General features: G+C 62.0%; 19 protein-coding genes. 13 read left to right on the top strand and 6 right to left on the bottom strand.

Annotation, left to right across the window (positions count from 1 at the left end):
• Positions 1 to 25 precede the first annotated feature (25 nt).
• The gene (gene lipA, locus RS9916_RS12660; protein ID WP_038024647.1) at positions 26 to 895 is read left to right on the top strand and encodes a lipoyl synthase; all 870 of its coding nucleotides are present in this window, start codon (positions 26 to 28) and stop codon (positions 893 to 895) included.
• Positions 896 to 905: 10 nt separating this feature from the next.
• Here the strand turns inward: lipA and RS9916_RS12655 are convergent, their stop codons facing one another.
• Together RS9916_RS12655 and gltB are read right to left on the bottom strand one after the other, a co-directional pair.
• On the bottom strand, positions 906 to 1,214 hold the full coding sequence (locus RS9916_RS12655) for a YciI family protein (protein WP_007099841.1): 309 nt from the start codon (positions 1,212 to 1,214) through the stop codon (positions 906 to 908).
• A gap of 15 nt (positions 1,215 to 1,229) precedes the next feature.
• The gene (gltB, locus tag RS9916_RS12650) at positions 1,230 to 5,828 is read right to left on the bottom strand and encodes a glutamate synthase large subunit (protein WP_038023812.1); all 4,599 of its coding nucleotides are present in this window, start codon (positions 5,826 to 5,828) and stop codon (positions 1,230 to 1,232) included.
• Between the two features lie 113 nt (positions 5,829 to 5,941).
• Here gltB and RS9916_RS12645 point away from each other — a divergent pair, with 113 nt between their 5' ends.
• From RS9916_RS12645 to RS9916_RS12600, 10 genes are all read left to right on the top strand, one after another.
• Positions 5,942 to 7,636, top strand: a complete 1,695-nt coding sequence (locus RS9916_RS12645; RefSeq protein WP_007099838.1) for a phosphodiester glycosidase family protein — start codon at positions 5,942 to 5,944, stop codon at positions 7,634 to 7,636.
• A gap of 27 nt (positions 7,637 to 7,663) precedes the next feature.
• Positions 7,664 to 7,990, top strand: coding sequence for a hypothetical protein (locus RS9916_RS12640; protein ID WP_007099837.1), 327 nt, complete (start codon positions 7,664 to 7,666; stop codon positions 7,988 to 7,990).
• Positions 7,991 to 8,065: 75 nt separating this feature from the next.
• Positions 8,066 to 8,440 carry a 30S ribosomal protein S12 gene (rpsL, locus tag RS9916_RS12635; protein WP_007099836.1) on the top strand — a complete coding sequence of 125 codons (375 nt, stop codon included), beginning with the start codon at positions 8,066 to 8,068 and terminating at the stop codon, positions 8,438 to 8,440.
• A 74-nt stretch (positions 8,441 to 8,514) separates the two neighbouring features.
• On the top strand, positions 8,515 to 8,985 hold the full coding sequence (gene rpsG / locus RS9916_RS12630; protein WP_007099835.1) for a 30S ribosomal protein S7: 471 nt from the start codon (positions 8,515 to 8,517) through the stop codon (positions 8,983 to 8,985).
• Positions 8,986 to 9,072: 87 nt separating this feature from the next.
• A complete protein-coding gene (fusA, locus tag RS9916_RS12625; RefSeq protein WP_007099834.1) occupies positions 9,073 to 11,148 on the top strand; it encodes an elongation factor G in 2,076 nt (691 codons plus the stop codon).
• Positions 11,149 to 11,190: 42 nt separating this feature from the next.
• The gene (gene tuf / locus RS9916_RS12620; protein WP_007099833.1) at positions 11,191 to 12,390 is read left to right on the top strand and encodes an elongation factor Tu; all 1,200 of its coding nucleotides are present in this window, start codon (positions 11,191 to 11,193) and stop codon (positions 12,388 to 12,390) included.
• A gap of 150 nt (positions 12,391 to 12,540) precedes the next feature.
• Positions 12,541 to 12,861 (top strand): 30S ribosomal protein S10, encoded by a 321-nt coding sequence (rpsJ, locus tag RS9916_RS12615; RefSeq protein WP_006042265.1) that lies wholly within the window; start codon positions 12,541 to 12,543, stop codon positions 12,859 to 12,861.
• A gap of 57 nt (positions 12,862 to 12,918) precedes the next feature.
• Positions 12,919 to 13,569 (top strand): LON peptidase substrate-binding domain-containing protein, encoded by a 651-nt coding sequence (locus RS9916_RS12610; protein WP_038024646.1) that lies wholly within the window; start codon positions 12,919 to 12,921, stop codon positions 13,567 to 13,569.
• Positions 13,569 to 14,522, top strand: a complete 954-nt coding sequence (locus RS9916_RS12605; protein ID WP_007099831.1) for a methyltransferase domain-containing protein — start codon at positions 13,569 to 13,571, stop codon at positions 14,520 to 14,522. The genes RS9916_RS12610 and RS9916_RS12605 overlap by 1 nt, the downstream gene beginning before the upstream one ends.
• Positions 14,519 to 15,085 carry a phosphoribosyltransferase gene (locus RS9916_RS12600; RefSeq protein ID WP_007099830.1) on the top strand — a complete coding sequence of 189 codons (567 nt, stop codon included), beginning with the start codon at positions 14,519 to 14,521 and terminating at the stop codon, positions 15,083 to 15,085. Before RS9916_RS12605 ends, RS9916_RS12600 begins: the two co-directional genes overlap by 4 nt.
• On the opposite strand, the gene pheA is transcribed toward RS9916_RS12600, so the two are convergent.
• Positions 15,055 to 15,897: a prephenate dehydratase gene (gene pheA / locus RS9916_RS12595; RefSeq protein WP_007099829.1), complete on the bottom strand. Its 843-nt coding sequence runs from the start codon at positions 15,895 to 15,897 to the stop codon at positions 15,055 to 15,057. The genes RS9916_RS12600 and pheA overlap by 31 nt on opposite strands.
• 29 nt (positions 15,898 to 15,926) lie before the next feature.
• Here pheA and RS9916_RS12590 point away from each other — a divergent pair, with 29 nt between their 5' ends.
• Positions 15,927 to 16,469 (top strand): DUF1997 domain-containing protein, encoded by a 543-nt coding sequence (locus RS9916_RS12590; RefSeq protein WP_007099828.1) that lies wholly within the window; start codon positions 15,927 to 15,929, stop codon positions 16,467 to 16,469.
• A 2-nt stretch (positions 16,470 to 16,471) separates the two neighbouring features.
• Here the strand turns inward: RS9916_RS12590 and RS9916_RS12585 are convergent, their stop codons facing one another.
• The 3 genes from RS9916_RS12585 to RS9916_RS12575 all read right to left on the bottom strand — a co-directional run bounded on the left by RS9916_RS12585 (position 16,472) and on the right by RS9916_RS12575 (position 22,013).
• Positions 16,472 to 17,053, bottom strand: a complete 582-nt coding sequence (locus tag RS9916_RS12585; RefSeq protein ID WP_007099827.1) for a ribonuclease HII — start codon at positions 17,051 to 17,053, stop codon at positions 16,472 to 16,474.
• Positions 17,054 to 17,066: 13 nt separating this feature from the next.
• Positions 17,067 to 19,085, bottom strand: coding sequence for an Rne/Rng family ribonuclease (locus tag RS9916_RS12580; RefSeq protein ID WP_007099826.1), 2,019 nt, complete (start codon positions 19,083 to 19,085; stop codon positions 17,067 to 17,069).
• A gap of 279 nt (positions 19,086 to 19,364) precedes the next feature.
• Positions 19,365 to 22,013 (bottom strand): TIGR03960 family B12-binding radical SAM protein, encoded by a 2,649-nt coding sequence (locus tag RS9916_RS12575; RefSeq protein ID WP_038024644.1) that lies wholly within the window; start codon positions 22,011 to 22,013, stop codon positions 19,365 to 19,367.
• Between the two features lie 97 nt (positions 22,014 to 22,110).
• Here RS9916_RS12575 and RS9916_RS12570 point away from each other — a divergent pair, with 97 nt between their 5' ends.
• Entirely contained in the window at positions 22,111 to 23,337 is a 1,227-nt protein-coding gene (locus RS9916_RS12570) for an LL-diaminopimelate aminotransferase (protein ID WP_007099823.1), read from the top strand.
• Positions 23,338 to 23,416: the final 79 nt, after the last annotated feature.

Here is a 23,416-nt window from a genome sequence, read left to right as displayed (position 1 = left end):
GACGGGACTTTAGAAGATGACCTCCCTGCAGAAACCCGACTGGCTGCGCGTGAAGGCACCGCAACGGGAGCGCATCGGCGCTGTCGCCGACATGCTGGTCGACCTGAACCTGAACACGGTCTGCCAGGAAGCAAGCTGCCCCAATATCGGCGAGTGTTTTGCCGGGGGCACCGCCACGTTCCTGATCATGGGCCCGGGCTGCACCAGGGCTTGCCCCTATTGCGACATCGACTTCGACAAGAGCGTGCGCACGCTTGATCCATCGGAGCCCGAACGGCTCGGCGAAGCGGTCGCCAGGCTTGGCCTGAAGCACGTGGTGATCACCTCGGTGAACCGCGATGACCTCGAGGACGGTGGAGCCTCCCAGTTCGTGGCTTGCATCGAACAGGTCAAACAGCGCTCACCGCTCACCACCATCGAGCTGCTGATCCCCGACTTCTGCGGCAATTGGGATGCCCTCGCCACTGTGATGGAGGCGACCCCCCATGTGCTGAACCACAACATCGAGACCGTGCCCAGGCTTTACCGAAAAGCCAGGCCTCAAGGGATCTATGAGCGTTCCCTGGAGCTGCTCCAGAGAGTTCGCGATGGCTGGCCACGGGCCTACAGCAAATCAGGACTGATGGTGGGCCTCGGCGAATCCGACGCCGAAGTGATCGACGTGTTGCGCGATCTGCGGAACCATCGGGTCGACATCGTCACCATCGGGCAATACCTCTCACCCGGGCCCAAACATCTGCCGGTGGATCGGTTTGTGACGCCTGAGCAATTCGACAGGTATCGCCACACCGGAGAAGCCGATCTGGGCTTTCTCCAGGTGGTCAGCACCCCACTGACCCGCAGCAGCTATCACGCTGGCGAAGTACAGCGGTTGATGCTGGCGCACCCTCGCTGAGCTGAGCCCTTCAGGCCTGCAAATCACCGCTCACCGGCCTCCAGGCGTGAAGGCTCCACTCGACAAGGTCGCGGGCGATCATCGGGTCCTGCTGGATCAGCTCTTTAGCAGCCGCATAGCTGGAAGCTTCAAACACCAGCAGGCCTCCGCCACCGGGCTTGTGGTCCCCATCCACCAGAAAACCAGTAGCGATGCGCAGACCCGAACTCCGCTGAGCCTCAACCCAGGCGCGATGGTCCTCGCAATGCTGACGACGCTGCTCAGCGGGCAGCGTCGTCATGGCCGTCGTGAAGGTTTCCTGTTTGATGAACCAGGGCACGGCAGCGCTGCCGGATCAGGCGGCAACGGCCGCCCGATCCACAAGACCCATGGCAGCACGCTCGCTCGGAGGCACCAGCACCTTGAAGCGGGCCTTAGCCGCACCCCAGTCGGCCAGCAGTGCGGACGCTTTTTCACTGCCCGTCGCCTCCACATGCGACTCCAGCAGGCCTTTGAGCATGGACTCCTGCTCAGAGGTGCTGAGGGGGCAGACCTCAACGATTTCGTGATTCACACGCGCGTTGAGGCCGCCGCTGTCATCGAGGATGAAAGCGACACCACCGGTCATTCCGGCGCCGACGTTGCGGCCGGTGCTGCCCAGCACCACCACCACACCACCGGTCATGTACTCACAGCAGTGATCACCGGCTCCTTCCACCACAGTGCGAGCTCCACTGTTGCGGACACCGAAGCGCTCACCGGCACGGCCATGGGCGAACAACTCACCACCGGTTGCGCCATAGAGGCAGGTATTACCAAGGATCACCTGCTCGCCAGGGGCAGCACAGCCATCGGCTGGCACCAGGGTAATGCGGCCACTGTTCATGCACTTGCCGACGTAGTCGTTGGCTTCTCCTTCGAGACGCACGTTCTGCCCCTGCACCAGGAACGCTCCAAAGCTCTGGCCGGCGGCACCACGGAAGTTGAGATCCAGTTGTCCTTTGAAGCCACGGTTGCCGTGACGCTGGGCAATTTCACCCGCCAGGCGAGCGCAGACACTGCGATCGGTGTTGATGATCTCGATCGTGCGGCTGACGCTGCCATGGTTTTCCAAAGCGGCCATCAGCTCGGCATCCCCCAACAGCTGATCCTCCAGGATCACACCGTTGCCATGGGCCTCGGCGCTGTGACGCAACCAGCTGCGGTCTTCCGAGCCGGAGATTGGTGCCAGCAGGCTGGAGAGATCCACGGATTGGGTCTTGGCCAAAGACACCTGACGGGGCTTGAGCAGATCGGTGCGACCAATCAGCTCCTCGAGGCGGGTCACGCCCAACAGGCTCATCAGCTGGCGCACCTCTTCGGCCACATACCAGAAGAAATTGACCACGTGCTCGGGCACACCGGTGAAGCGCTTGCGCAGGTTCTCCTTCTGCGTGGCCACGCCCACCGGGCAGTTGTTGGTATGGCAGACACGGGCCATCACACAGCCCTCGGCGATCATCGCGATCGAACCGAAGCCATATTCCTCAGCCCCCAGCAACGCAGCGATCACCACGTCCCAGCCGGTCTTGAGACCACCGTCGGCCCGGAGCAGCACCCGGTCGCGCAGACCGTTCTCCAGCAGGGCGCGATGCACCTCAGTGAGACCCAGCTCCCAGGGCCCACCGGCGTGCTTGATCGAACTCAGCGGTGAGGCCCCGGTGCCGCCGTCGTGACCGGAAATCTGAATCACGTCGGCATTGGCCTTGGCCACACCAGCAGCGATGGTGCCGATACCGATCTCGGCCACAAGCTTGACGCTGACTGGAGCGGCGGGATGCACCTGGTGCAGATCGTGGATCAGCTGTGCCAGATCTTCGATGGAATAGATGTCGTGGTGCGGCGGGGGGGAAATCAGTGCCACCCCCGGCTTGCTGTTGCGCAGCCAGGCGATGTACTTGTCGACCTTCGGGCCAGGCAGCTGGCCGCCTTCTCCGGGCTTGGCCCCCTGGGCCACCTTGATTTCCAGCTGTTTACCGCTGCGCAGATATTCGGCCGTGACACCGAAACGACCTGAGGCGATTTGCTTGATGGCGGAACAGGCGGTGTCGCCATTACGCAGGCCACCGATGCTCGGGAAGGAGGCGGAGCGTCCCTCGCTGTCGACATCGTTGAGCACTTGGAAACGGGCGGGATCCTCTCCCCCTTCGCCGCTGTTGCTCTTCCCACCGATGCGGTTCATCGCCACCGCGAGCACTTCATGGGCTTCCCGGGACAGAGCTCCGAGACTCATGCCCCCGGTGCAGAAGCGAGAGCAGATGCTCTCCACGCTCTCCACCTGGTCGAGCGGCACCGGCGTGGGAGCCAGCTGGAACTCCAGGAGGTCCCGCAGGGCCATCACTGGACGGTTCTCGAGCAGCCCCTGGTAGGTGGAGAAATGGTCGTAACCAGGACCTTGGGCCACCGCTTTATGCAGGGCCTTGGAGAGTTCCGGGTTATTGCGGTGGTATTCCGCACCGCTGCGATATTGCACGAAACCCATGAACTCGAGCTTGGTGCGATCCAGCTCGGGGAACGCCTTGGCATGCATCGACAGGGTTTCGTTAGCCAGCTCCGCCAGGGTCATGCCGGCAACGCGACTGGTGGTGCCGCTGAAGGCGGTTTCGATCACATCGGCACCGAGACCGATCGCTTCGAAAATCTGCGCGCCGTGGTAGCTGGCGAGCAGTGAAATGCCGATCTTGGAAAGGATCTTGCGTAGCCCGTTCTCCAGGGAGATGCGGACATTGGCCTGCACCTGATCGGGATCCAGAGCGGGAAGCTTGCCCTGCTCGATCCGCTTCTTGGTTTTGGGGTGCTCCAGCCAGTGACGCGTGGTCTCCCAGGTGAGCCAGGGACAGACCGCACTGGCTCCATAGCCGATCAAGCAGGCCACGTGGTGGGTGCTCCAGCACTGGGCAGTGTCCGCTACGAGCGAACACTGCAGGCGCAGCTTCTGACGCAGCAGATGGTGATGAACCGCACCGACGGCCAGCAGAGCCGGCATCGCCACCGTGGTGGCGTTCAGCTGAGCAGAGGCTCCGGAGGCATCAACCCGATCCGAAAGCACCAGCACCTGGGCACCACCGCGCACCGCCTGTTCCGCGGCTTGGCAAAGCGCATCAAGCGATGCCTTCAGACCACCGGTGCAGGCTTCCACCGCCACCTGGGTTGAAAGGGTTGTCACCGGCAGGCCCTGCTGAGCGATCGCGGTCAGTTCGGCTTCGTTCAGAACAGGGGTTTCGAGATGAATCACGGCAGCCGCCTCGGGCTGGGGCTTGAGCGCCGGGCGACGCTCCCCCAGATGCATCTCGAGGCTCATCACGAGCTTCTCGCGCAACGGGTCAATCGGCGGATTCGTGACCTGGGCGAAGCGCTGCTTGAAGTAGTCGTAAAGCAGATGGGGCTTGTCGGAGAGCACCGCCAGTGGGATGTCATCTCCCATGCAGTAGGTGGGCTCTTTCCCGAGGGCCGCCATGTCTTCGATGATCAGATCGAAGTCCTCAGCCGTGAAACCCATGGCGGTCTGCAGCCGAAGCAGATCAAGCTCGCCCACCTGACGGGTCTGGGTCCAGGGCTGCGGCGCAACGCTGCGGCGGTGCTGCTGCAGCCACTGTTTGTAAGGGAAACGACTTGCTGCGTCCTCCTTGACGGACCAGTTATCCAGCAACTGACCGCTCTCCAGGTCAACGGCCAGCATCTGACCAGGGCCGAGACGCCCTTTCTGCACAACGGTTTTGTCGCTGAGATCAACAACACCGGTCTCGGATCCCATGATCACGAAACCGTCAGCGGTGGTGCACCAGCGGGCGGGACGCAGACCATTGCGATCGAGGGTGGCGCCGACCCGCTTGCCATCGGCAAACACCAGCAGGGCCGGGCCATCCCAGGGCTCCTGAATGCCGGCATTGAATTCATACATGGCCGTCACATCTGGACGGCTGTCGAGATCGGGCTGATTGCGGAATGCTTCCGGCACCAACGTGATCAGGCTGTCGGTGATCGAACGACCGCTGCGGACCATCAGCTCCAACGTGGCGTCCAGGTTGGCCGAATCACTGAACGCAGGATTCACGACGGGAATGAGGTCGTCAGCGGCATCGCCCCAGACGTTCTCCAGGCTGGCTTCGGACGCCTTCGCCCAGTTGAGGTTGCCCAGGAGAGTGTTGATTTCACCGTTGTGACCAAGCAGACGCATGGGCTGGGCCAGCGGCCAGCGCGGCAGCGTGTTGGTGCTGAAACGGCGGTGATACACCGCGAAGCTCACGGCGAACCGGGGATCGCGGAGGTCGGCGTAGTACTGCGCCAGCACCTCAGAGCGCACCATGCCCTTGTAAACGACGGTGCGGCTGCTCAAGGAGGCGACGTAGAGCTCATGGGCAGGGTCGCCCCCAAAAGCGGCACGGATGCGAGCTCCGATGCGACGGCGCAGACGCAGCAGCAATCCTTCGAAGTCGGCATCGCCTGCATCGGTGTCGAGCGCCCACTGTTCGATCACCGGGGCCGTCGCCCGGGCCAGGGGGCCCAGAACCGAAGCATCCACCGGAACCACGCGCCAGCCCAACGAACGCAGGCCAAGCGCCTTGGCTTCCTCGCCGCAAAGGCGGCGGACGTCTTCACGACCGACGGCATCCGTCGGCATAAACATCATGCCCAGTCCCTTGGCCGCTTCTGCCTCAGGCCAGACCTCTCTCAGGAAAGCCCAAGGGATCTGACAAAGCACGCCGGCACCATCCCCGGAATCGCTATCTCCTCCGCAACCACCGCGGTGCTCCATGCAGCCGAGACCCCGCAGGGCCTGCTGAAGCAACCAATGGCTGGTTTGGCCCTGCAATTGAGCCAGAAAACCCACGCCACAGGCGTCCTTCTCTCCGGCCACCGCTGCAGGAGCGGGGGTATCGCAGTGGGGCCAAACAGAGGAGGAAAATTGGGTCATGTCTTTCGGTCGAATCGTTCGTCAGCCGCAACGCATGCACCTGTCGGTGCTGACGCGATTGATGATCCTAAGGAGGCATGGTGCGCTCACGAAATCCGGCTAGCGTCCAAGCCATGGTTTCGCCTCCGCCGCTTCCCACGCCGATCCCGGAAGTCCGGGCCGCCCAACCGACGCGGGGATCCCAACTGCGCCTTGGCGGAGCCATCATCAAGAGCCCATGGCTGTGGGTCGGCAGCGACCAACGTCAGCCCGAGCAGTTGTGGCTACCGCTCGATGTGCTGGTCGGCCGCTTCGGCTTTCAACGCCAGCAGAGCCGGGCCGGGGAACAACTGGAGTGGTACGGCAATAAAGCCCTGCTAAGCAGCCTGCCCCAACGCACCATCGACGACGAAGTGGGGATCGATGTCAGTCGATGGCTCAGCAGCACTGGCGTGCGCTTCCATCGCAGCGGCAACAGCCTCTCCATCGAGCTCTCGGCTCCGCGAGTGACTGGCCTGAGGCGAGGCAAAGGGAGCACAGCCAACCGATTGGTGCTCGACCTCAATGGGCCAGCGCTGTTGCAACGTCAAGGAAATGATCTGCTGCTGGGGCTCCGCGCCACACCCACACAGGAAGGCCAGCTGCGGGCGATGGGGTTGAAGCCACGGCGTCGGCACAACACCCTCACCCTGGAGGGGCAAGGCACCGCCCTCTCCACCCTCACGTTGTCGCGCCCCTGGCGGATCGTGCTGGATGGACTCAGCACAGCGGGGCAAGCGCCCCGTCATGGGCGAGACCCCTTCGCAAGCTCGCTTCTCAACCCGACGATTCAAGGATTGATGCGCCGGGGACTGGTGCTCGATCGGCGCGTCGTGAAGGTGGGAGTCAAACCCTTGATGATCTACAGGGTTGGCACTGATCCAGATATTCAGGGATTGGACTTGCGTCCCCTCGCACCCACCAGTGGGCAACAGGGGTTGCGCTTCTTGAACCAGCTATCCCAGCCCGCTGGTGCCCTTGTGTCCATCAACGGTGGCTTCTTCAACAGAGTGCGTCAGATCCCACTGGGCGCTGTCAAACGTGATGGCAGCTGGCTATCAGGACCAATCCTGAACAGAGGAGCGGTGGGATGGAGCAATGACAACCGCCTGCAGTTCGGCCGCTTGCGTCTGTATCAGGAACTGCGTGTCGAAGGTGGGCGCAAATGGGGCCTTGGCTATTTGAACAGCGGCTACGTACAACGGGGCTTCAGCCGCTACGACCGGGCATGGGGCCCGGTCTATCGGGCCCTGAGCGGCCATGAACAGGCCCTGACGGTGATCGATGGGCGCGTGAGCTCCGTTCATGACCGCGCAGCGCTCAGTCGAGGCGTACCGATTCCTCGGGAAGGCGATTTGGTGGTGGCCCGTGCTGGCGCTCCACTCCCAGCCCAACTGGGTCAACAGGTCACGATCCGCACCACGAGTTCAGACCCTTTGGGCAACCAACCGAATGTGCTGGGCGGGGGTCCGCTGCTGCTGAAAGACGGTCGGGTAGTCCTGAATGGCCGACAGGAAGGATTCAGCGCTGGATTCCTGAACCAAGGAGCACCCCGCACGGTGATCGCTCAGGACCAATCCCGTCTGTGGCTGCTGACGCTGAAAGGTGCCGGCGGCAGTGATCCAACCCTTCTGGAGAGCAGCCTTGCCCTCCGCCAACTCGGCATCAGCGATGCCCTGAACCTCGATGGAGGCAGCTCCACATCGCTCCTGGTCGCCAATCGGCTGGTCATGACCGGTCGAGGGATCGCCCCAAGGGTGCAAAACGCTGTTGGACTGGTGTCAAAGTGAGGGCATTCCCTGTCTGACTCCGGGCCGATGGGCGCCAATTTGCAGATCACACCCGCCGCCGCCGCCGAACTGGGTCGCCAGGCTGCCGTTGCGGGAACCCCGGGCCAGATGCATCTTGATCTGGTTTCAGGCAGTTGTGAAGCCCACGTGATCCGCCTGCAACCAGGCGCCATGGGCGGGATTCCCGTGGCCCGTGGCGATGGGATCACCCTGCATGCCCCGGCAGCACAAGTGACCAAGCTCGGGGGCCTCTGCCTTGATTACAGAAGTGATCTCAGCGGCGGCGGCTTCCTCGTCACAGCACGCAGCGGCATCCGCAGCTGCGCCTGCGGCAGTGCCTTCACGCGCCTCTGAGGTGGGGATCAGGCGACCCGGTATGGTGGTGGATTGTCGAACCAGGTCGGGTCTCCGGCCGCAACCCGACCGTCGATGCCAACTATCCAACAACTGATCCGTAACGAGCGCCAGAGCGTCAAGGCGAAGACCAAATCGCCTGCTCTGCGTTCCTGCCCTGAGCGCCGCGGCGTGTGCACTCGCGTGTACACCTCCACGCCGAAGAAACCCAACTCGGCCCTGCGCAAGGTGGCCCGTGTGCGCCTCACCTCAGGCTTCGAGGTGACCGCCTACATCGGTGGCATCGGTCACAACCTCCAGGAGCACTCCGTGGTGCTGATTCGCGGCGGCAGGGTCAAGGACCTGCCCGGTGTTCGCTACCACATCATCCGCGGCACCCTTGACACCGCCGGTGTCAAGGACCGTCGTCAGTCCCGCTCCAAGTACGGCGCCAAGACGCCTAAGGAGTGATGCGCGAAGGGCACCCGATGAGCGGTGCCCCAACCCATCCCAACGCAGATCAAGTTCCCTTCCACTGACAGTTCATGTCACGCCGTAACACCGCAGTCAAGCGCCCGATCCTTCCCGATCCTCAGTTCAACAGCCGTCTCGCCACGATGATGGTGGCCCGTCTGATGAAGCACGGAAAGAAGTCCACTGCGCAGCGGATCCTGTCCGACGCCTTCGGCCTGATTGGCGAACGCACTGGCAATGACCCCATCGAGCTGTTCGAAACCGCCGTCAAGAACGCCACTCCTCTGGTGGAAGTACGCGCCCGACGCGTTGGTGGTGCCACCTATCAGGTGCCCATGGAAGTTCGCCAGGAGCGCGGCACTGCGATGGCCCTGCGCTGGTTGGTGAGCTTCTCCCGTGCCCGCAACGGCCGCAGCATGGCCCAGAAACTGGCCGGCGAATTGATGGATGCCGCCAACGAAGCCGGTAACGCTGTTCGCAAGCGCGAAGAGACCCACAAGATGGCCGAAGCCAACAAAGCCTTCGCCCACTACCGCTACTGATCCAGCAGTCGTCCCGGCAGCCTCGATCAGCCGGGACGGACCTGTAGGATCTCCACCGCCTTTTTACGCCCCACCCCGGAGTTTTCTGTGGCTCGCGCCTTTCCCCTGGAACGCGTCAGAAATATTGGTATTGCTGCCCACATTGACGCGGGCAAAACCACCACGACCGAACGGATCCTGTTCTATTCCGGTGTGGTGCACAAGATCGGCGAGGTGCACGACGGTGCAGCTGTGACCGACTGGATGGCCCAGGAGCGTGAGCGGGGCATCACCATCACCGCTGCGGCCATTTCCACGAGCTGGAATGACCACCGGATCAACATCATCGACACTCCCGGTCACGTGGACTTCACCATCGAGGTGGAGCGTTCCATGCGCGTGCTCGATGGCGTGATTGCAGTGTTCTGCGCCGTGGGTGGCGTGCAGCCTCAGTCAGAAACTGTCTGGCGCCAAGCCGATCGCTATTCCGTGCCCCGGATGGTGTTCGTCAACAAAATGGACCGCACCGGCGCTGACTTCCTGAAAGTCCACGGCCAGATCAAGGATCGCCTTAAGGCGAATGCTGTTCCCATCCAGCTCCCCATCGGTGCTGAAGGTGAACTGAGCGGCATTATCGACCTCGTTGAGAACAAGGCTCACATCTATAAGGATGACCTGGGTCAGAACATCGAGGTGACCGAAGTCCCTGCCGACATGCAGGACCAGGTTGAGGAATGGCGCAATGTGCTGATGGAAGCCGTTGCCGAGACCGACGAGGCCCTGATCGAAAAGTTCCTGGAATCAGGCGAACTCAGTACTGAAGAGCTGAAGAAGGGCATTCGCGAAGGCGTGCTGAAGCACGGTCTCGTTCCCGTTCTCTGTGGCTCTGCCTTCAAGAACAAAGGCGTGCAGCTGGTGCTCGACGCGGTTGTTGATTACCTCCCTGCTCCTGTCGACGTCCCCCCGATTCAGGGCGTGCTGCCCGACGGCAAGGAAGCAGTCCGTCCTTCCGACGACAAGGCTCCCTTCAGCGCTCTGGCCTTCAAGGTGATGGCCGATCCTTACGGCAAGCTCACCTTCGTCCGGATGTACTCCGGCGTCCTTGAGAAAGGCAGCTACGTGCTCAATTCCACCAAAGGCGAGAAGGAGCGCATCTCCCGCCTGGTGGTGCTGAAGGCTGACGACCGCGAGGAAGTTGACGCACTGCGTGCTGGCGATCTCGGTGCTGTGTTGGGCCTGAAAGCCACCACCACCGGTGACACCCTCTGTTCGGCCGACGACCCGATCGTCCTTGAGACCCTGTTCGTCCCCGAACCGGTGATCTCCGTGGCTGTCGAGCCCAAGACCAAAGGAGACATGGAGAAACTCTCCAAAGCTCTGGTCGCTCTGGCGGAAGAAGATCCCACCTTCCGCGTCAACACCGATGCGGAAACTGGCCAGACCGTGATCGCCGGCATGGGCGAACTCCACCTGGAAATTCTGGTGGACCGAATGCTGCGCGAATTCAAAGTGGAAGCCAACATTGGCGCTCCTCAGGTTTCCTACCGAGAAACCATCCGTGCTTCGTCCAAGGGCGAGGGCAAGTTCTCCCGTCAGACCGGTGGTAAGGGCCAGTACGGCCATGTGGTGATCGAAATGGAGCCGGGCGAGCCCGAATCCGGTTTCGAATTCGTCAACAAAATCGTTGGCGGCGTCGTTCCCAAGGAATTCATCAAGCCCTCTGAAATGGGCATGAAGGAGACCTGTGAGTCCGGTGTTATCGCTGGATTCCCCATGATTGACATCAAAGTCACCATGGTTGACGGTTCCTATCACGATGTGGACTCGTCGGAGATGGCGTTCAAAATCGCCGGCTCCATGGCCTTCAAAGATGCGGTCAAGAAGTGCAACCCTGTTCTGCTTGAGCCGATGATGAAGGTCGAGGTCGAGGTCCCCGAGGAGTTCCTCGGTTCGATCATCGGCGACCTGTCCTCCCGCAGGGGACAGGTTGAAGGTCAGGCCATTGACGACGGCACGTCAAAGGTCTCGGCCAAGGTGCCCTTGGCCGAGATGTTCGGCTACGCCACCGAGCTCCGATCCATGACCCAGGGTCGGGGTATTTTCTCGATGGAATTCAGCCACTACGAGGATGTTCCTCGCAACGTGGCAGAAGCCATCATCTCCAAGAATCAGGGCAATTCCTGATCTCTACCCAACCCTAATTTCACCCCCGATTCTTTAACCAAAATGGCACGCGAGAAGTTCGAAAGGAACAAGCCCCACGTCAACATCGGCACCATTGGCCACGTTGACCACGGCAAGACCACCCTCACCGCTGCGATCACCAACGTGCTCGCCAAAAAGGGTCAGGCTGAAGTTCAGAACTACGCCGACATCGACGGTGCTCCTGAAGAGCGTGAGCGCGGTATCACCATTAATACCGCTCACGTTGAGTACGAAACCGAGACTCGTCACTACGCCCACGTTGACTGCCCTGGTCACGCGGACTATGTGAAGAACATGATCACCGGTGCCGCTCAGATGGACGGTGCCATCCTCGTGTGTGCCGCCACCGACGGCCCCATGGCCCAGACCAAGGAGCACATCCTGCTGGCCAAGCAGGTGGGCGTGCCCGCTCTGGTTGTCGCTCTGAACAAGTGCGACATGGTCGATGACGAAGAGATCATCGAACTGGTGGAGATGGAGATCCGCGAACTGCTCTCCAGCTACGACTTCCCCGGCGATGACATCCCCGTGGTGCAGGTCTCCGGCCTAAAGGCGATCGAAGGCGAAGCCGAATGGGAAGCCAAGATCGAAGAGCTGATGGCAGCTGTTGATGCCAACATCCCCGAGCCTGAGCGCGAGGTGGACAAGCCCTTCCTGATGGCCGTTGAAGACGTCTTCTCCATCACCGGTCGTGGCACCGTGGCCACCGGCCGTATCGAGCGCGGCATGGTCAAGGTCGGCGAAGAAATCGAAATCGTCGGCATCAAGGACACCCGCAAGACCACCGTCACCGGTGTGGAAATGTTCCGCAAGCTGCTCGACGAGGGCATGGCTGGCGACAACGTGGGTCTGCTGCTGCGTGGCATCCAGAAGGAAGACATCGAGCGCGGCATGGTGCTGGTGAAGCCCGGCTCCATCACCCCTCACACCAAGTTCGAGGGTCAGGTGTATGTGCTCAAGAAGGAAGAAGGTGGTCGCCACACCCCCTTCTTCGCTGGCTACCGCCCGCAGTTCTACATCCGTACAACGGACGTGACCGGCCAGATCACTGCCTTCACCGCTGAAGACGGCTCCAACGTCGAAATGGTGATGCCTGGTGACAACATCAAGATGACCGGTGAGCTGATCTGCCCTGTGGCCATCGAGCAAGGCATGCGCTTCGCAATCCGCGAAGGCGGCCGCACCATCGGTGCTGGCGTGGTCTCCAAGATCATCGAGTGATCCCAGTCGCTTGATTGACGGGATGGGTGGGTCGTTCGCGACCTGCCCATCCTTTAAATTTTTCTGGTGTTAGTGAGCTGAGCTCCAGCACAGATTGAACCTCGACAATTCACCCTTTTCGTCCTTGACAGGACCCGTTCTGCGCCCCCTATGTCCACCGCTATTGCTCAGCAGAAGATCCGCATTCGCCTGAAGGCGTTTGACCGCCGCATGCTGGATCTGTCCTGCGACAAAATCATTGAAACCGCCGATAACACGGCTGCAACCGCCATCGGCCCCATTCCCCTGCCCACCAAGCGCAAGATCTATTGCGTGCTGCGTTCTCCCCACGTGGACAAGGACTCCCGTGAGCACTTCGAGACGCGCACCCATCGCCGCATTATCGATATCTACAGCCCTTCGGCTAAAACCATCGACGCCCTGATGAAGCTGGACCTCCCCAGTGGTGTTGATATTGAAGTGAAGCTCTGAGCTTCAGCCGTCGCCCAGGTCAGCTGCCTAGGATTATTTCTTCTGAAATTGTTCTGCGTGGCTGACCTGTCCGTCAGAGAGTTGCCCCTCTTCCCTCTGCCGGATGTTGTCCTGTTTCCGAGGGATGTCCTGCCACTGCACATCTTCGAGTCGCGGTACCGAATGATGTTGCAGAGCGTGCTTGAAGATGATCGCCGCTTTGGCGTGGTGCGCTGGGATCCTCAGACCCAGACCATGGCCACGGTGGGTTGTTGTGCGGAAGTGCTCCAGCATCAGACTGCGGAAGACGGTCGCAGCAACATCGTCACGCTGGGACAGCAACGTTTTCGCGTGCTGGATGTGGTGAGGGAGACGCCGTTCCGCACGGCGATGGTGAGCTGGATCGAAGATGAGCCCGTGGAGGACTCAGAGCAGCTCAAGACCCTGTCGCAGAGCGTCGATCAAGCCTTGAAGGACGTGGTCGAACTCACCGGCAAACTGACCGGTTCGGCAGCATCTCTTCCCGACGATCTTCCCGATCTGCCCCGGGAGCTGTCCTTCTGGATCGGTGCCCATCTGGGAGGCCCCGTCGCAGAACAGCAGCAGGAGCTTCTGGAACTCACCGACACCCGTGAGCGTCTGCAGCTTGAATTTGAAATGCTGGATGAGACCCGGCGCCAACTGGCGGCACGCACCGTGCTGCGCGACACCCTGGCCAACGTCGACTGATGAGTTCCTCTGCTGTTCTTGGGCTGGTGATCGGCCTGCCCGTGGCGGTTGCTGCTGGCGTTCTGCTGTGGGCGAAGCGCAACCGCGCCTATCACTCCAGTGAAAGCGTCGCCGCGGCCTATGACGCCTGGACCGAAGATCGCTTACTGGAGAACCTCTGGGGTGAGCACGTCCACCTCGGCCACTACGGAGATCCACCGCGACAACGGGATTTTCGCGAAGCGAAAGCCGATTTTGTGCATGCTCTCGTGCACTGGAGTGGCCTGGATCGCTTATCACCAGGCACGAAGATCCTTGATGTGGGCTGTGGCATTGGCGGCAGTGCGCGCATCCTGGCCCGCGACTATGGCTTCGATGTGCTGGGCATCAGCATCAGTCCCGCCCAGGTGGCCAGGGCCACAGCCCTAACGCCTGCAGGACTCAGCTGCCGCTTCGCTGTGATGGATGCCCTTGATCTGCAATTGGCAGACCAACAGTTTGATGCGGTGTGGAGCGTGGAGGCAGGACCGCACATGCCCGACAAGCAGCGCTACGCCGACGAATTGCTGCGCGTGCTCAAGCCCGGTGGAACGTTGGCGGTGGCCGACTGGAACAGGCGTGATCCCAGTGACGGCGAGATGAATCGCCGCGAACGCTGGGTGATGCACCAACTGCTCACCCAATGGGCCCACCCCGAATTTTCCAGCATCAAAGGATTCCATCGCAATCTGGAGGCCAGCCCCCATCAGCGCGGGACCATTGAGGTGGGTGACTGGACCCGAGCCACACTTCCTTCGTGGATCGATTCCGTCGTTGAAGGCCTTCGGCGCCCCGGAGCAGTGCTCGGCCTTGGTCCTTCCGCCGTGCTTCAGGGCCTGCGCGAAACACCCACCCTGCTGCTGATGCACTGGGCTTTCGCCACCGGTCTGATGCAGTTCGGAGTGTTCCGCACCACCCGCCAGCAGGAGCCATGACCCAAGCCCCTCCCCTGGTGGATCACACCAGCGGTGAACTGGCGATCACTTGGGAGCAGTACCACCGGTTGATCGAACATCTGGCCCTGCAAGTCCACAACGCGCAAGCCGGGTTCGATCAAGTCGTGGCCCTCTCCCGCGGTGGCCTGCGCGTGGGCGATGCCTTGTCCCGGATCTTCCAGACGCCACTGGTTGTGATGGCAGCCAGCAGTTACGAAGGCGAAGGTGATCGCAACCAAGGGTCCCTGACGCTTGGCAGCCAATTAGCCCACACCTGCAGCAAGCTCGGTCCACGACTCTTGTTAGTGGACGATCTGGCCGACAGTGGCGCCACTCTGATCGCAGCCCGCCAATGGCTAGCCGACACCCTCCCAGGCGCCGAGATCAAAACTGCCGTGCTCTGGCACAAAGCCAGCAGCACCGTCCAACCGGACTTCTGGGCCATGGAGCTTCCCCACAACCCCTGGGTGCTGCAGCCCTTTGAACACTGGGATCAGCTGCGCCCCCAACAGCTCGAGCCCATTGGCACCCATCAGTCCTCGACCCATTCGCTGCTGGGGTAAGCCCCGAACTGGGCTAAGTGCTCACAAAGAGGCATCAGCCGCTCGGTGAGCTGCTGCAGATGGCCGCCTTCACCTGCGGGGAGGTCGACATCGACAAAAAACACGTACTCACCCAGTTCCCGCTTGGACGGTCTGGATTCAATCCGGCTCATGTTGAGCCCCAGATCCGCTACCGCTGCAAGGGCCTCCAGCAGCGCCCCTGGCGCATTGCGGTGCAGCGAGAATGCCAAACTGGCGACATCACCATGGGGGCGCCGCTCACCACGCTGCAGGAACAGAAACCGGGTGCAGTTGCCTGCCGCATCGTTAATCGGATAGGCCAGCTCAGTCAGTTCACACTCCTGATGTAGTGAACGACTGGCGATTGCGGCCCGGAAGCGACTGCCCTGCACCATGCGGGCAGCCTCAGCTGTGGAAGTGGTAGCCAGCTGCAGTGCATTGGGGAGATGGCGCGCCAACCACCCACTGCATTGAGCAAGTGCCTGCGGATGGGACAACACCTCGGAAATCTCTTCCATCCGACCACTGCTGAGCAGGGCATGACGAATGGGCAATACCAGGGCCCTTCGAATGCAAAGGTCTGGGTTCGACCAAAGCGCATCCAGGCTGGCGGTCACGCCCCCCTCCACAGAGTTCTCGACCGGAACCACGGCCGCGTCACAACGACCATCGGCCACATGCTCCACGACAGACCGCAGGCCGACACAGGGCACCAAGCGCGCCTCGTCCTGATGCTCGAGCTGAAGCAGCGCCCGAGCCGCCTTCTCTCCGTAGGTGCCCACAGGGCCCAGGAACGCCACAGAGATGGGCATCGATCAGCGCAGAAACACTCGATAGGATCATGCCGCGTCAGCCACCGCCCATGCCCCTGGCCTTCAGCGCCAGCCAGAAGCTGGATCTGCCTGTTCAGACCCAGATCGACCGCCTGCCGGCCTACCTGCAGGAAGAAGACCGGGTGGTGAAGGCCCTGCTCGATCCCAGTCAGCTCGAACGACTGGAGCCAGGGCGGTACCGCTACACCGTGACCACGATTCAGGTGTTTCAGCTGCAGGTCAAACCGGTGGTGTCGCTCAACGTGCACAGGGAAGGTCAGACCCTGATCATGCGCGCGGTGGATGCCCAACTTGAAGGGCTGGGTTTAGTCGATGATTTCGCGCTCAGTTTGGAATCCGTGCTGGAAGCGAGCGGCACCGGGCTGAAAGGTGTGGCCACCCTGGGGGTGAAAGTGAGCCAACCCCCCTTGCTGCGTCTGATCCCCCGCAAAGTGCTTGAGAGCACGGGGGAATCGATTCTGAACGGGATCCTGCTGACCATCAAAGGTCGTGTTGGTCAGCAACTGGTGGGTGACTTCCGCGACTGGTGCAGCTCCGAGCAGGCGGCCTGACATCAGCCTGGGGGCAGCACCTTCTTCAGAAAGGAACATCGGTGCATGGCAGTCGGCCCATGGGCCAGCAGAGCCTGGCGATGCACTGCCGTGCCGTAACCGGCATGACGTTCCAATCCGTAACCCGGAAAGCGTTCGGCCAGGCGACGGATCAGTGCATCCCGAGACTCCTTGGCCAGCACGCTGGCGGCAGCAATTGAGGCCTTGCTGCTGTCTCCCCGCACAATCGTCTGCTGCGAGTGCGGCCAGAGCCGCAGCGGCAGCACCCCATCCACCAGCACCAGGGCGGGCTGCTGCGGCAGCCGTTGCAACGCCCGCAGCATGGCCAGTTCAGTGGCCCTGCGGATGCCGTGATGATCGATTTCCCGGGCTGAAGCTTGCCCCAGAGCCCAGGCCTCGGCCGCGTCTTCGATCAGGGGCACGAGCCGAGCCCGGTGTCGGGCTGTCAGGGCCTTGCTGTCGGTGAGTCCTTCGGCGGTCAGCGCAGACGCTGCAGCCTCGGAGAGCACAACCGCAGCAGCAAAAACGGGACCAAACCAACAGCCCCGTCCCACTTCATCCACACCCGCTTCCCAGGCCACCATCTCGGGGCCTCATTCAGTCAGCGACAGCAGCCGACGATCGGCGGCGACGGCGGCGCGGTTCCTGATCTCCGGCGTCGGCATCGCCATCAGCAGCAAGTTCAGGTGAGGCCTGTTTCGTCACCGTCGCAGCGACAGGGGTGGCCTTCACAGAAGAGGCCACAGCGTCATGAGGAGCCGGCGTGATCGTGATGGATGGTTCTTCAAAACTGGACGTTGTGACCTCCAGAGGAGTGATTTCCACCAACAGCGGTGTGGACGGTTCGGATGCGGAGGCGTTGGCTTTGGTCGCACCTTCAGCGGCACTACTGGACCGGCCTCCACCGGAACGACCACCACCGCGGCCACCGCGACGACGACGGCGTCCGGAGTTCGCCGCCAACTGTTGACGGGCCTGCTCGAGAACCTCCTCCTCACGTTCTCCGGGACGCACCACCCGCACCATCAGGTTGTCACTGTCGGGCGGGGTATCGAGCAGCAAAGCCGGGTTGAGGCCCAGCCAGCCAAACACCTGCTCCTGCGCATCACTCATGGGCACTGCCAGGAGTTCAGGCTCAGGGCGACGCACGGGAGCCTCGACAGCTGCGCTGAGCGAAGCCCCATTGGACTCGGCAGACGATCCCGTGACGTCATCAGCCTTGGTGGACGAATCCACCCCTTCATCAAGCGCAGAGACGGCTGCAGCTGCAGCGCGACCGCGACCACCACGGCGGCGGCGGCCACCGCCGGACTCCGCTGGTGGAGCCGCTTCGGCACGGGCCGAGGCCGCCGAACGCACCAGACCGGTCGCCGCAGCCAGAGGCTGCATCAGATCTTTGCCCGGCAGCACCGCGACATGGCCCAGGCCACCGCAACTGGGGCAAGCCCGTCCGAACAGTTCGTAGATGTTCTGGCCTTGACGCTTGCGTGTGAGCTCGACCAGGCCCAATTCAGACAACTGCGCGATCTGTGGGCGCGCCGCGTCATCACGGATCGCCGCGGTGAAATGCTCCAGCAACTGGAGCTGATCACGACGGGAATCCATGTCGATGAAATCGACAATGATCACGCCACCGATGTTGCGCAGCTTGAGCTGGCGGGCAATTTCAACGGCCGCTTCGCAATTGGTCCAAAGCACCGTTTCCCGGGCGTTGGCCGAGCGGGTGAATGAACCGGAGTTCACATCGATCACCGTGAGCGCCTCGGTGGGCTCGATGATCACGTAGCCGCCAGAAGGAAGATCCACACGAGGCTTGAGAGCATCGCGGATCGCGGCATTGACCTTGAAATGTTCGAGGATCTCAGCGGGTTCACTGTGGGCCTCGACCAACACGTTGTTGTCGTCCTGGCCCAGGAAGTCACGCACCCGGTCGACAGCGCCGGGATCGTCCAGCACCACCCGCACCAGGTCGGGACCGGCATGGTCACGCAGGATGCGATGGATGAAATCTTCATCGCGGTTGAGCAGCACGGGTGGCACCGCTGACTCCGCCGCCTTTTGGATGGCTTCCCACTGGCGCAGAAGCGTTTCGAGGTCATCGATCAGCAACTCTTCGCTGACACCCTCCGCCTCAGTGCGAATCAACAGGCCAGCACCAGGGGGTTTGACCAGAACTCCAAGGGCCCGCAGACGGTTGCGCTCCCCTTCTGCAGAGATCCGCCGCGAGATGTTCACCCCCTGACCACTGGGCTGAAGCACCAGGTAGCGACCCGGCAAGGCCAGATTGCCTGTGAGACGGGGGCCCTTCGTGCCGGTGGGCTCCTTCATCACTTGAACCAGCACTTTCTGGCGTGGTTCCAGGAGCTCCGTGATGCCTGCGGCCCCTTTCTTCAGCCGCAAGGGGCCTAAATCCGTGACGTGAATGAAGCCGTTTTTTTCACTCTCGCCAATGTTCACAAAGGCGGCATCGATGCCGGGAAGCACGTTCTCAACCGTGCCCAGATACACATCGCCAATTTGATAGCGACCCTGGGCAACGATCAGTTCATCAACCCGTTCATCAGAGAGCACTGCTGCGATACGCAGCTGCTCGGCGATGATGATCTGTTGAGGCATGGATAAGTCGGTCGATCGCCCGCAGGGACGTAAATCCGATCGACGACACGCGGTCGATCAATCGGGTGAAAAAAAGATTGAGGCCGGAGCCGTGGAATGAAACGGAGTCGTGACTCCTCTGAGAATCAGCACTCGGCTTCGACGCGAACGGGTCGAAGTACCGGAGGCGATGGGCCTCTCGTTCCTCAGGATCTGGGAATAGAAAGACCGGGACGCGGCAGTGGCGCAAACGCCCAAAGCCTTTCGTCTTGAAGTCAACTTAGCACCGGGGATCTTTGTTCACTGCAGCAGCAGCGCAAGGCGTTGCACCCGCTCCATCTGCAGATCCTGGTTGAGCTGCTCCTGCAACCAATGCTGAATCTGAGATGGCTTGAGGCTGCGTCCCATGGCATCGATCGCAGCGTGCAGCTCCAGTTCGGCCACAGGGGCACCCACCCCATTGCAGGGTTGACAGCGCAGATCAAGCAGCGACGGTCGACAATCCCGTTCCCGAGGCCGACCCTTCTTGTCGGTGTCGTGCCACATCAACTGACCGCTTTCCATCAGGCCCCGGCAAGCCAACGCAACACTCTCGACAAACGCATCCCGCCCGCCATCACTGGATGCCGGTGACAGGCTGAATCGCCATTGGGCCGAAGCCAAACGTTGCGACAGGCTGGGATCCGACACAGGCACCGACTGGGCTGACAACAACCGAAAGTCATCGGGGAGGGTCTGTTGCCATGCCTGCATCACCTCCTCAGGGTCCATGGCCTTCAGAAACTCCAGATCCATCCATTCGCCATGGGCTTCCACCCCCAGAGGAAGTGCGAGAGCCAGCTGAAGCCGGGGAAGAGGGTGAAAACCACCGGTGAAACTCACCGGCAACCCGGAACGGCGCAGGGATCGCTCAAGCATGCGCACCACGTCCAGGTGGCTGAGCAACGCCATCGCTCCGGTCTTGCTGAACCGGAAACGCAACCGGGAAACCCGTTCACTGGCCGGCGGCTGGGTGGGCACCTGGGTCGGGATCACCGGTGGCGGCACCACCACGTTGTGACCCAGGTCAGGGCCACACACCCCGCAGGTGCTGCAGCCATCGAAGGAACAATCAGGCACCACAGCCGCCGCCAGCGCCCGCTGCAGGTCCTCCGCCAGCCAGCTTTTATCAATGCCTGAGTCAATGTGATCCCAGGGCAGCGGCTGGGCACAAAAACTGTCGAGATCCTCCGGGCTCAGCGCATTGGCCGCGCCCCAGCCCCCCAGCTCCAACGCGCGATAACGCCCGTCCAATCCGGCCGCAGCGATGGCACCGGTCCAGGCCTCGTAGGTGCGATCCAATGCTTCAAACCAGGCATCCATGCCCGCGCCGGCCCGCCAGGCAGCCTCAATCACTGGAGCCAAGCGGCGATCGCCACGGCCCACGAAGTCCTCCATCGCCGACAGACGGACATCCGTGAAGTTGAAGCGCACCCCACGCAACCGGCGGGTAGCCTCCCGCAGCAAGCCCTGCCGTCGCTGAAATTCAGCGGTGGAAACGCTGTGCCATTGAAACGGTGTATGGGGCTTCGGCGTGAAATTGCTGATCGTGATGTTGAGGCTCAGCCGCCCCAGATCTCTGCACCGCTGCTGAAGCATCACGCAGGTCTCGGCGATGCCGAGGACGTCGGCGTCGGTCTCGCCAGGAAGACCGATCATGAAATAGAGCTTCACCTTGCGGTAGCCGTTCTGCATCGCCGTGCGGATGCCATTCAGCAGGTCGTCATCCGTCAGTCCTTTGTTGACGATGTCGCGCAGGCGCTGGGTGCCGGCCTCGGGAGCGAAGGTGAGCCCAGCCTGACGACCACCACCGAGGATGTGGGCGATGTCGTCGTCAAACCGGTCCACCCGCTGGCTGGGAAGCTGCAGCGTCACGTTCTGATCCGCGAGCCGATTGCGCAGCTCCACCCCAACGGCCGGAAGCGCCAGATAGTCGCTGCAACTCAGCGAGAGCAACGAAAAGTCGCTGTAGCCGGTCTGCTTCATGCCGGTTTCAACCGCTTCAATCACCGCCTCGGGCTCAACATCGCGAGCAGGCCGGGTGAGCATGCCGGGCTGGCAAAAACGGCACCCACGGGTACAACCGCGTCGAATCTCCACCGTGAGTCGGTCATGCACCGTCTCCACATGGGGCACAAGGCCCATGGCGTAGTGGGGCATGGGCGTGGCCACCCGCCGCAGAGGGCGGGATGGCAGCTCTGGGTGCAACGGCTCCACCGTGACTCCATCCGCTCCGGGCGCATACAGAGACGGCACATAGACCCCAGGCACCTGCGCCAGATCACGTAGCAGGCGTGAACGGGACCAACCGGCAGCCTTCGCTTCCGCCACCACCAGACCGATCTCCGGCAGCAGCTCCTCCCCGTCTCCAAGGGCGATGAAGTCAAAGAAGGCCGCATAGGGCTCAGGATTGCTGGTCGCCGTTGGACCACCGGCAAAGATCAGCGGTGGCGCCTCGGGATCGCTGAGGGGGAGATCGCCGCGGTCAGCAGCGCGCAGAGGCACTGCCGCGAGATCCAACATTTCCAGGATGTTGGTCGCCCCGAGCTCGTAGCTGAGACTGAAGCCGAGGATGTCGAAAGCCGGCAAGGGACGGCGACTTTCGACCGCAAACAACGGTTGCTGCCGCTCCCGCAACCGTTCCGCCAGATCCGGGGCCGGCAGATAGGCACGGTCACAAAGCTGGCCAGGTACGGCGTTAAGAATCGAATACAGAATGATGTGGCCCAGATTGCTGGAGCCCACCTCGTAGATCTCGGGATAAGTGAGAGCCCAGCGCACACGGGCAGCCGACCAATCGCGAGGCTCGACTCCCAGTTCATGGCCCATGTAGCGGGCAGGTCGATTGATGCCGGCATTCACCAGGCTGTCGAAATCGACCGGCTCCAGACTCGGGGACGCGACGGTCATGGCCAGCAGGGCAGTGATTCCATCGTATGGACCGACCGCAAACCGACAGCACGCCGCGCCGCGTAGCAGGATGCCGGGCAAGACATCCCGTTATTCCGTGGTTCAGGTCAACAGCAACTACCTCAAACTCAAGGCCGGATACCTTTTCCCCGAGATTGCAAGGCGGGTCAAGGCCTTCAGCGAGGCGACCCCTGATGCGGCTCTGATCCGTCTGGGCATCGGCGATGTCACCGAGCCCCTGCCCCTCGCTTGCCGCGAGGCGATGAAGGCCGCCGTCGACGAGATGGGCACCAATGCAGGCTTTCACGGTTATGGCCCTGAGCAGGGCTACGGCTGGCTGCGGGAAGCCATCGCCAAGCACGATTTCCAGTCACGCGGTTGCGACATCACGGCGGAAGAGATCTTTGTCTCCGATGGCTCGAAGTGCGATAGCAGCAACATCCTCGACATCCTGGGCAGCGGAAATCGCATCGCGGTCACCGACCCGGTGTATCCCGTTTACGTCGACAGCAATGTGATGGCGGGCCGCACCGGCGACGCCGGCGACAACGGTCGCTATGGCGGTCTGACCTATCTGCCGATCAGTGCCGAGAACGGGTTCACCGCCCAGATCCCCAGCGAGCCGGTGGACCTGATCTACCTGTGCTTCCCCAACAACCCCACAGGCGCGGTGGCCACCAAGGCCCAGCTCAAAGCCTGGGTGGATTACGCCCGTGCCAACAAGGCGCTAATCCTGTTTGACGCGGCCTATGAGGCCTTCATCCAGGACCCCGAACTGCCGCATTCCATCTATGAGATTGAGGGTGCTCGCGAGTGCGCCATCGAGTTCCGCTCCTTCTCGAAGAACGCCGGTTTCACCGGCACCCGCTGTGCTCTCACCGTGGTGCCCAAGGGGCTGAAAGGAAAAGCTGAAGACGGCTCCGACGTTGAACTCTGGGGCCTGTGGAATCGCCGTCAGAGCACCAAGTTCAACGGCGTCAGCTACATCATCCAGCGAGGGGCTGAGGCGGTCTACTCCGATCAGGGCCAACTAGAGATCAAAGCGCTGGTGGGCTTCTATATGGAGAACGCTGCCATCATTCGTCGGGAACTGAGTGCCGCAGGCATCGAGGTTCATGGTGGTGAGCATGCGCCCTACGTCTGGCTGAAAACCCCAACTGGCATGGACTCCTGGGGCTTCTTCGATCACCTGCTCAACAAAGCCCACGTGGTGGGAACGCCTGGCAGCGGCTTCGGCGCCGCCGGTGAGGGTTACTTCCGACTCTCCGCGTTCAACAGCCGCGCCAATGTTGACGAGGCCATGCGCCGGATCCGCGCCCTCTGAGCCATCGCCCCCTCCCCACCAATCCCTGTAGGGAGGGGTTCCTCCTTAATCCCGCCACGTAGATTGGAGCCTTCGAAGG

The organism is Synechococcus sp. RS9916 (genome assembly GCF_000153825.1).
GTDB lineage: Bacteria > Cyanobacteriota > Cyanobacteriia > PCC-6307 > Cyanobiaceae > Synechococcus_C.
This window is presented reverse-complemented; position numbering and strand designations above follow the sequence as displayed.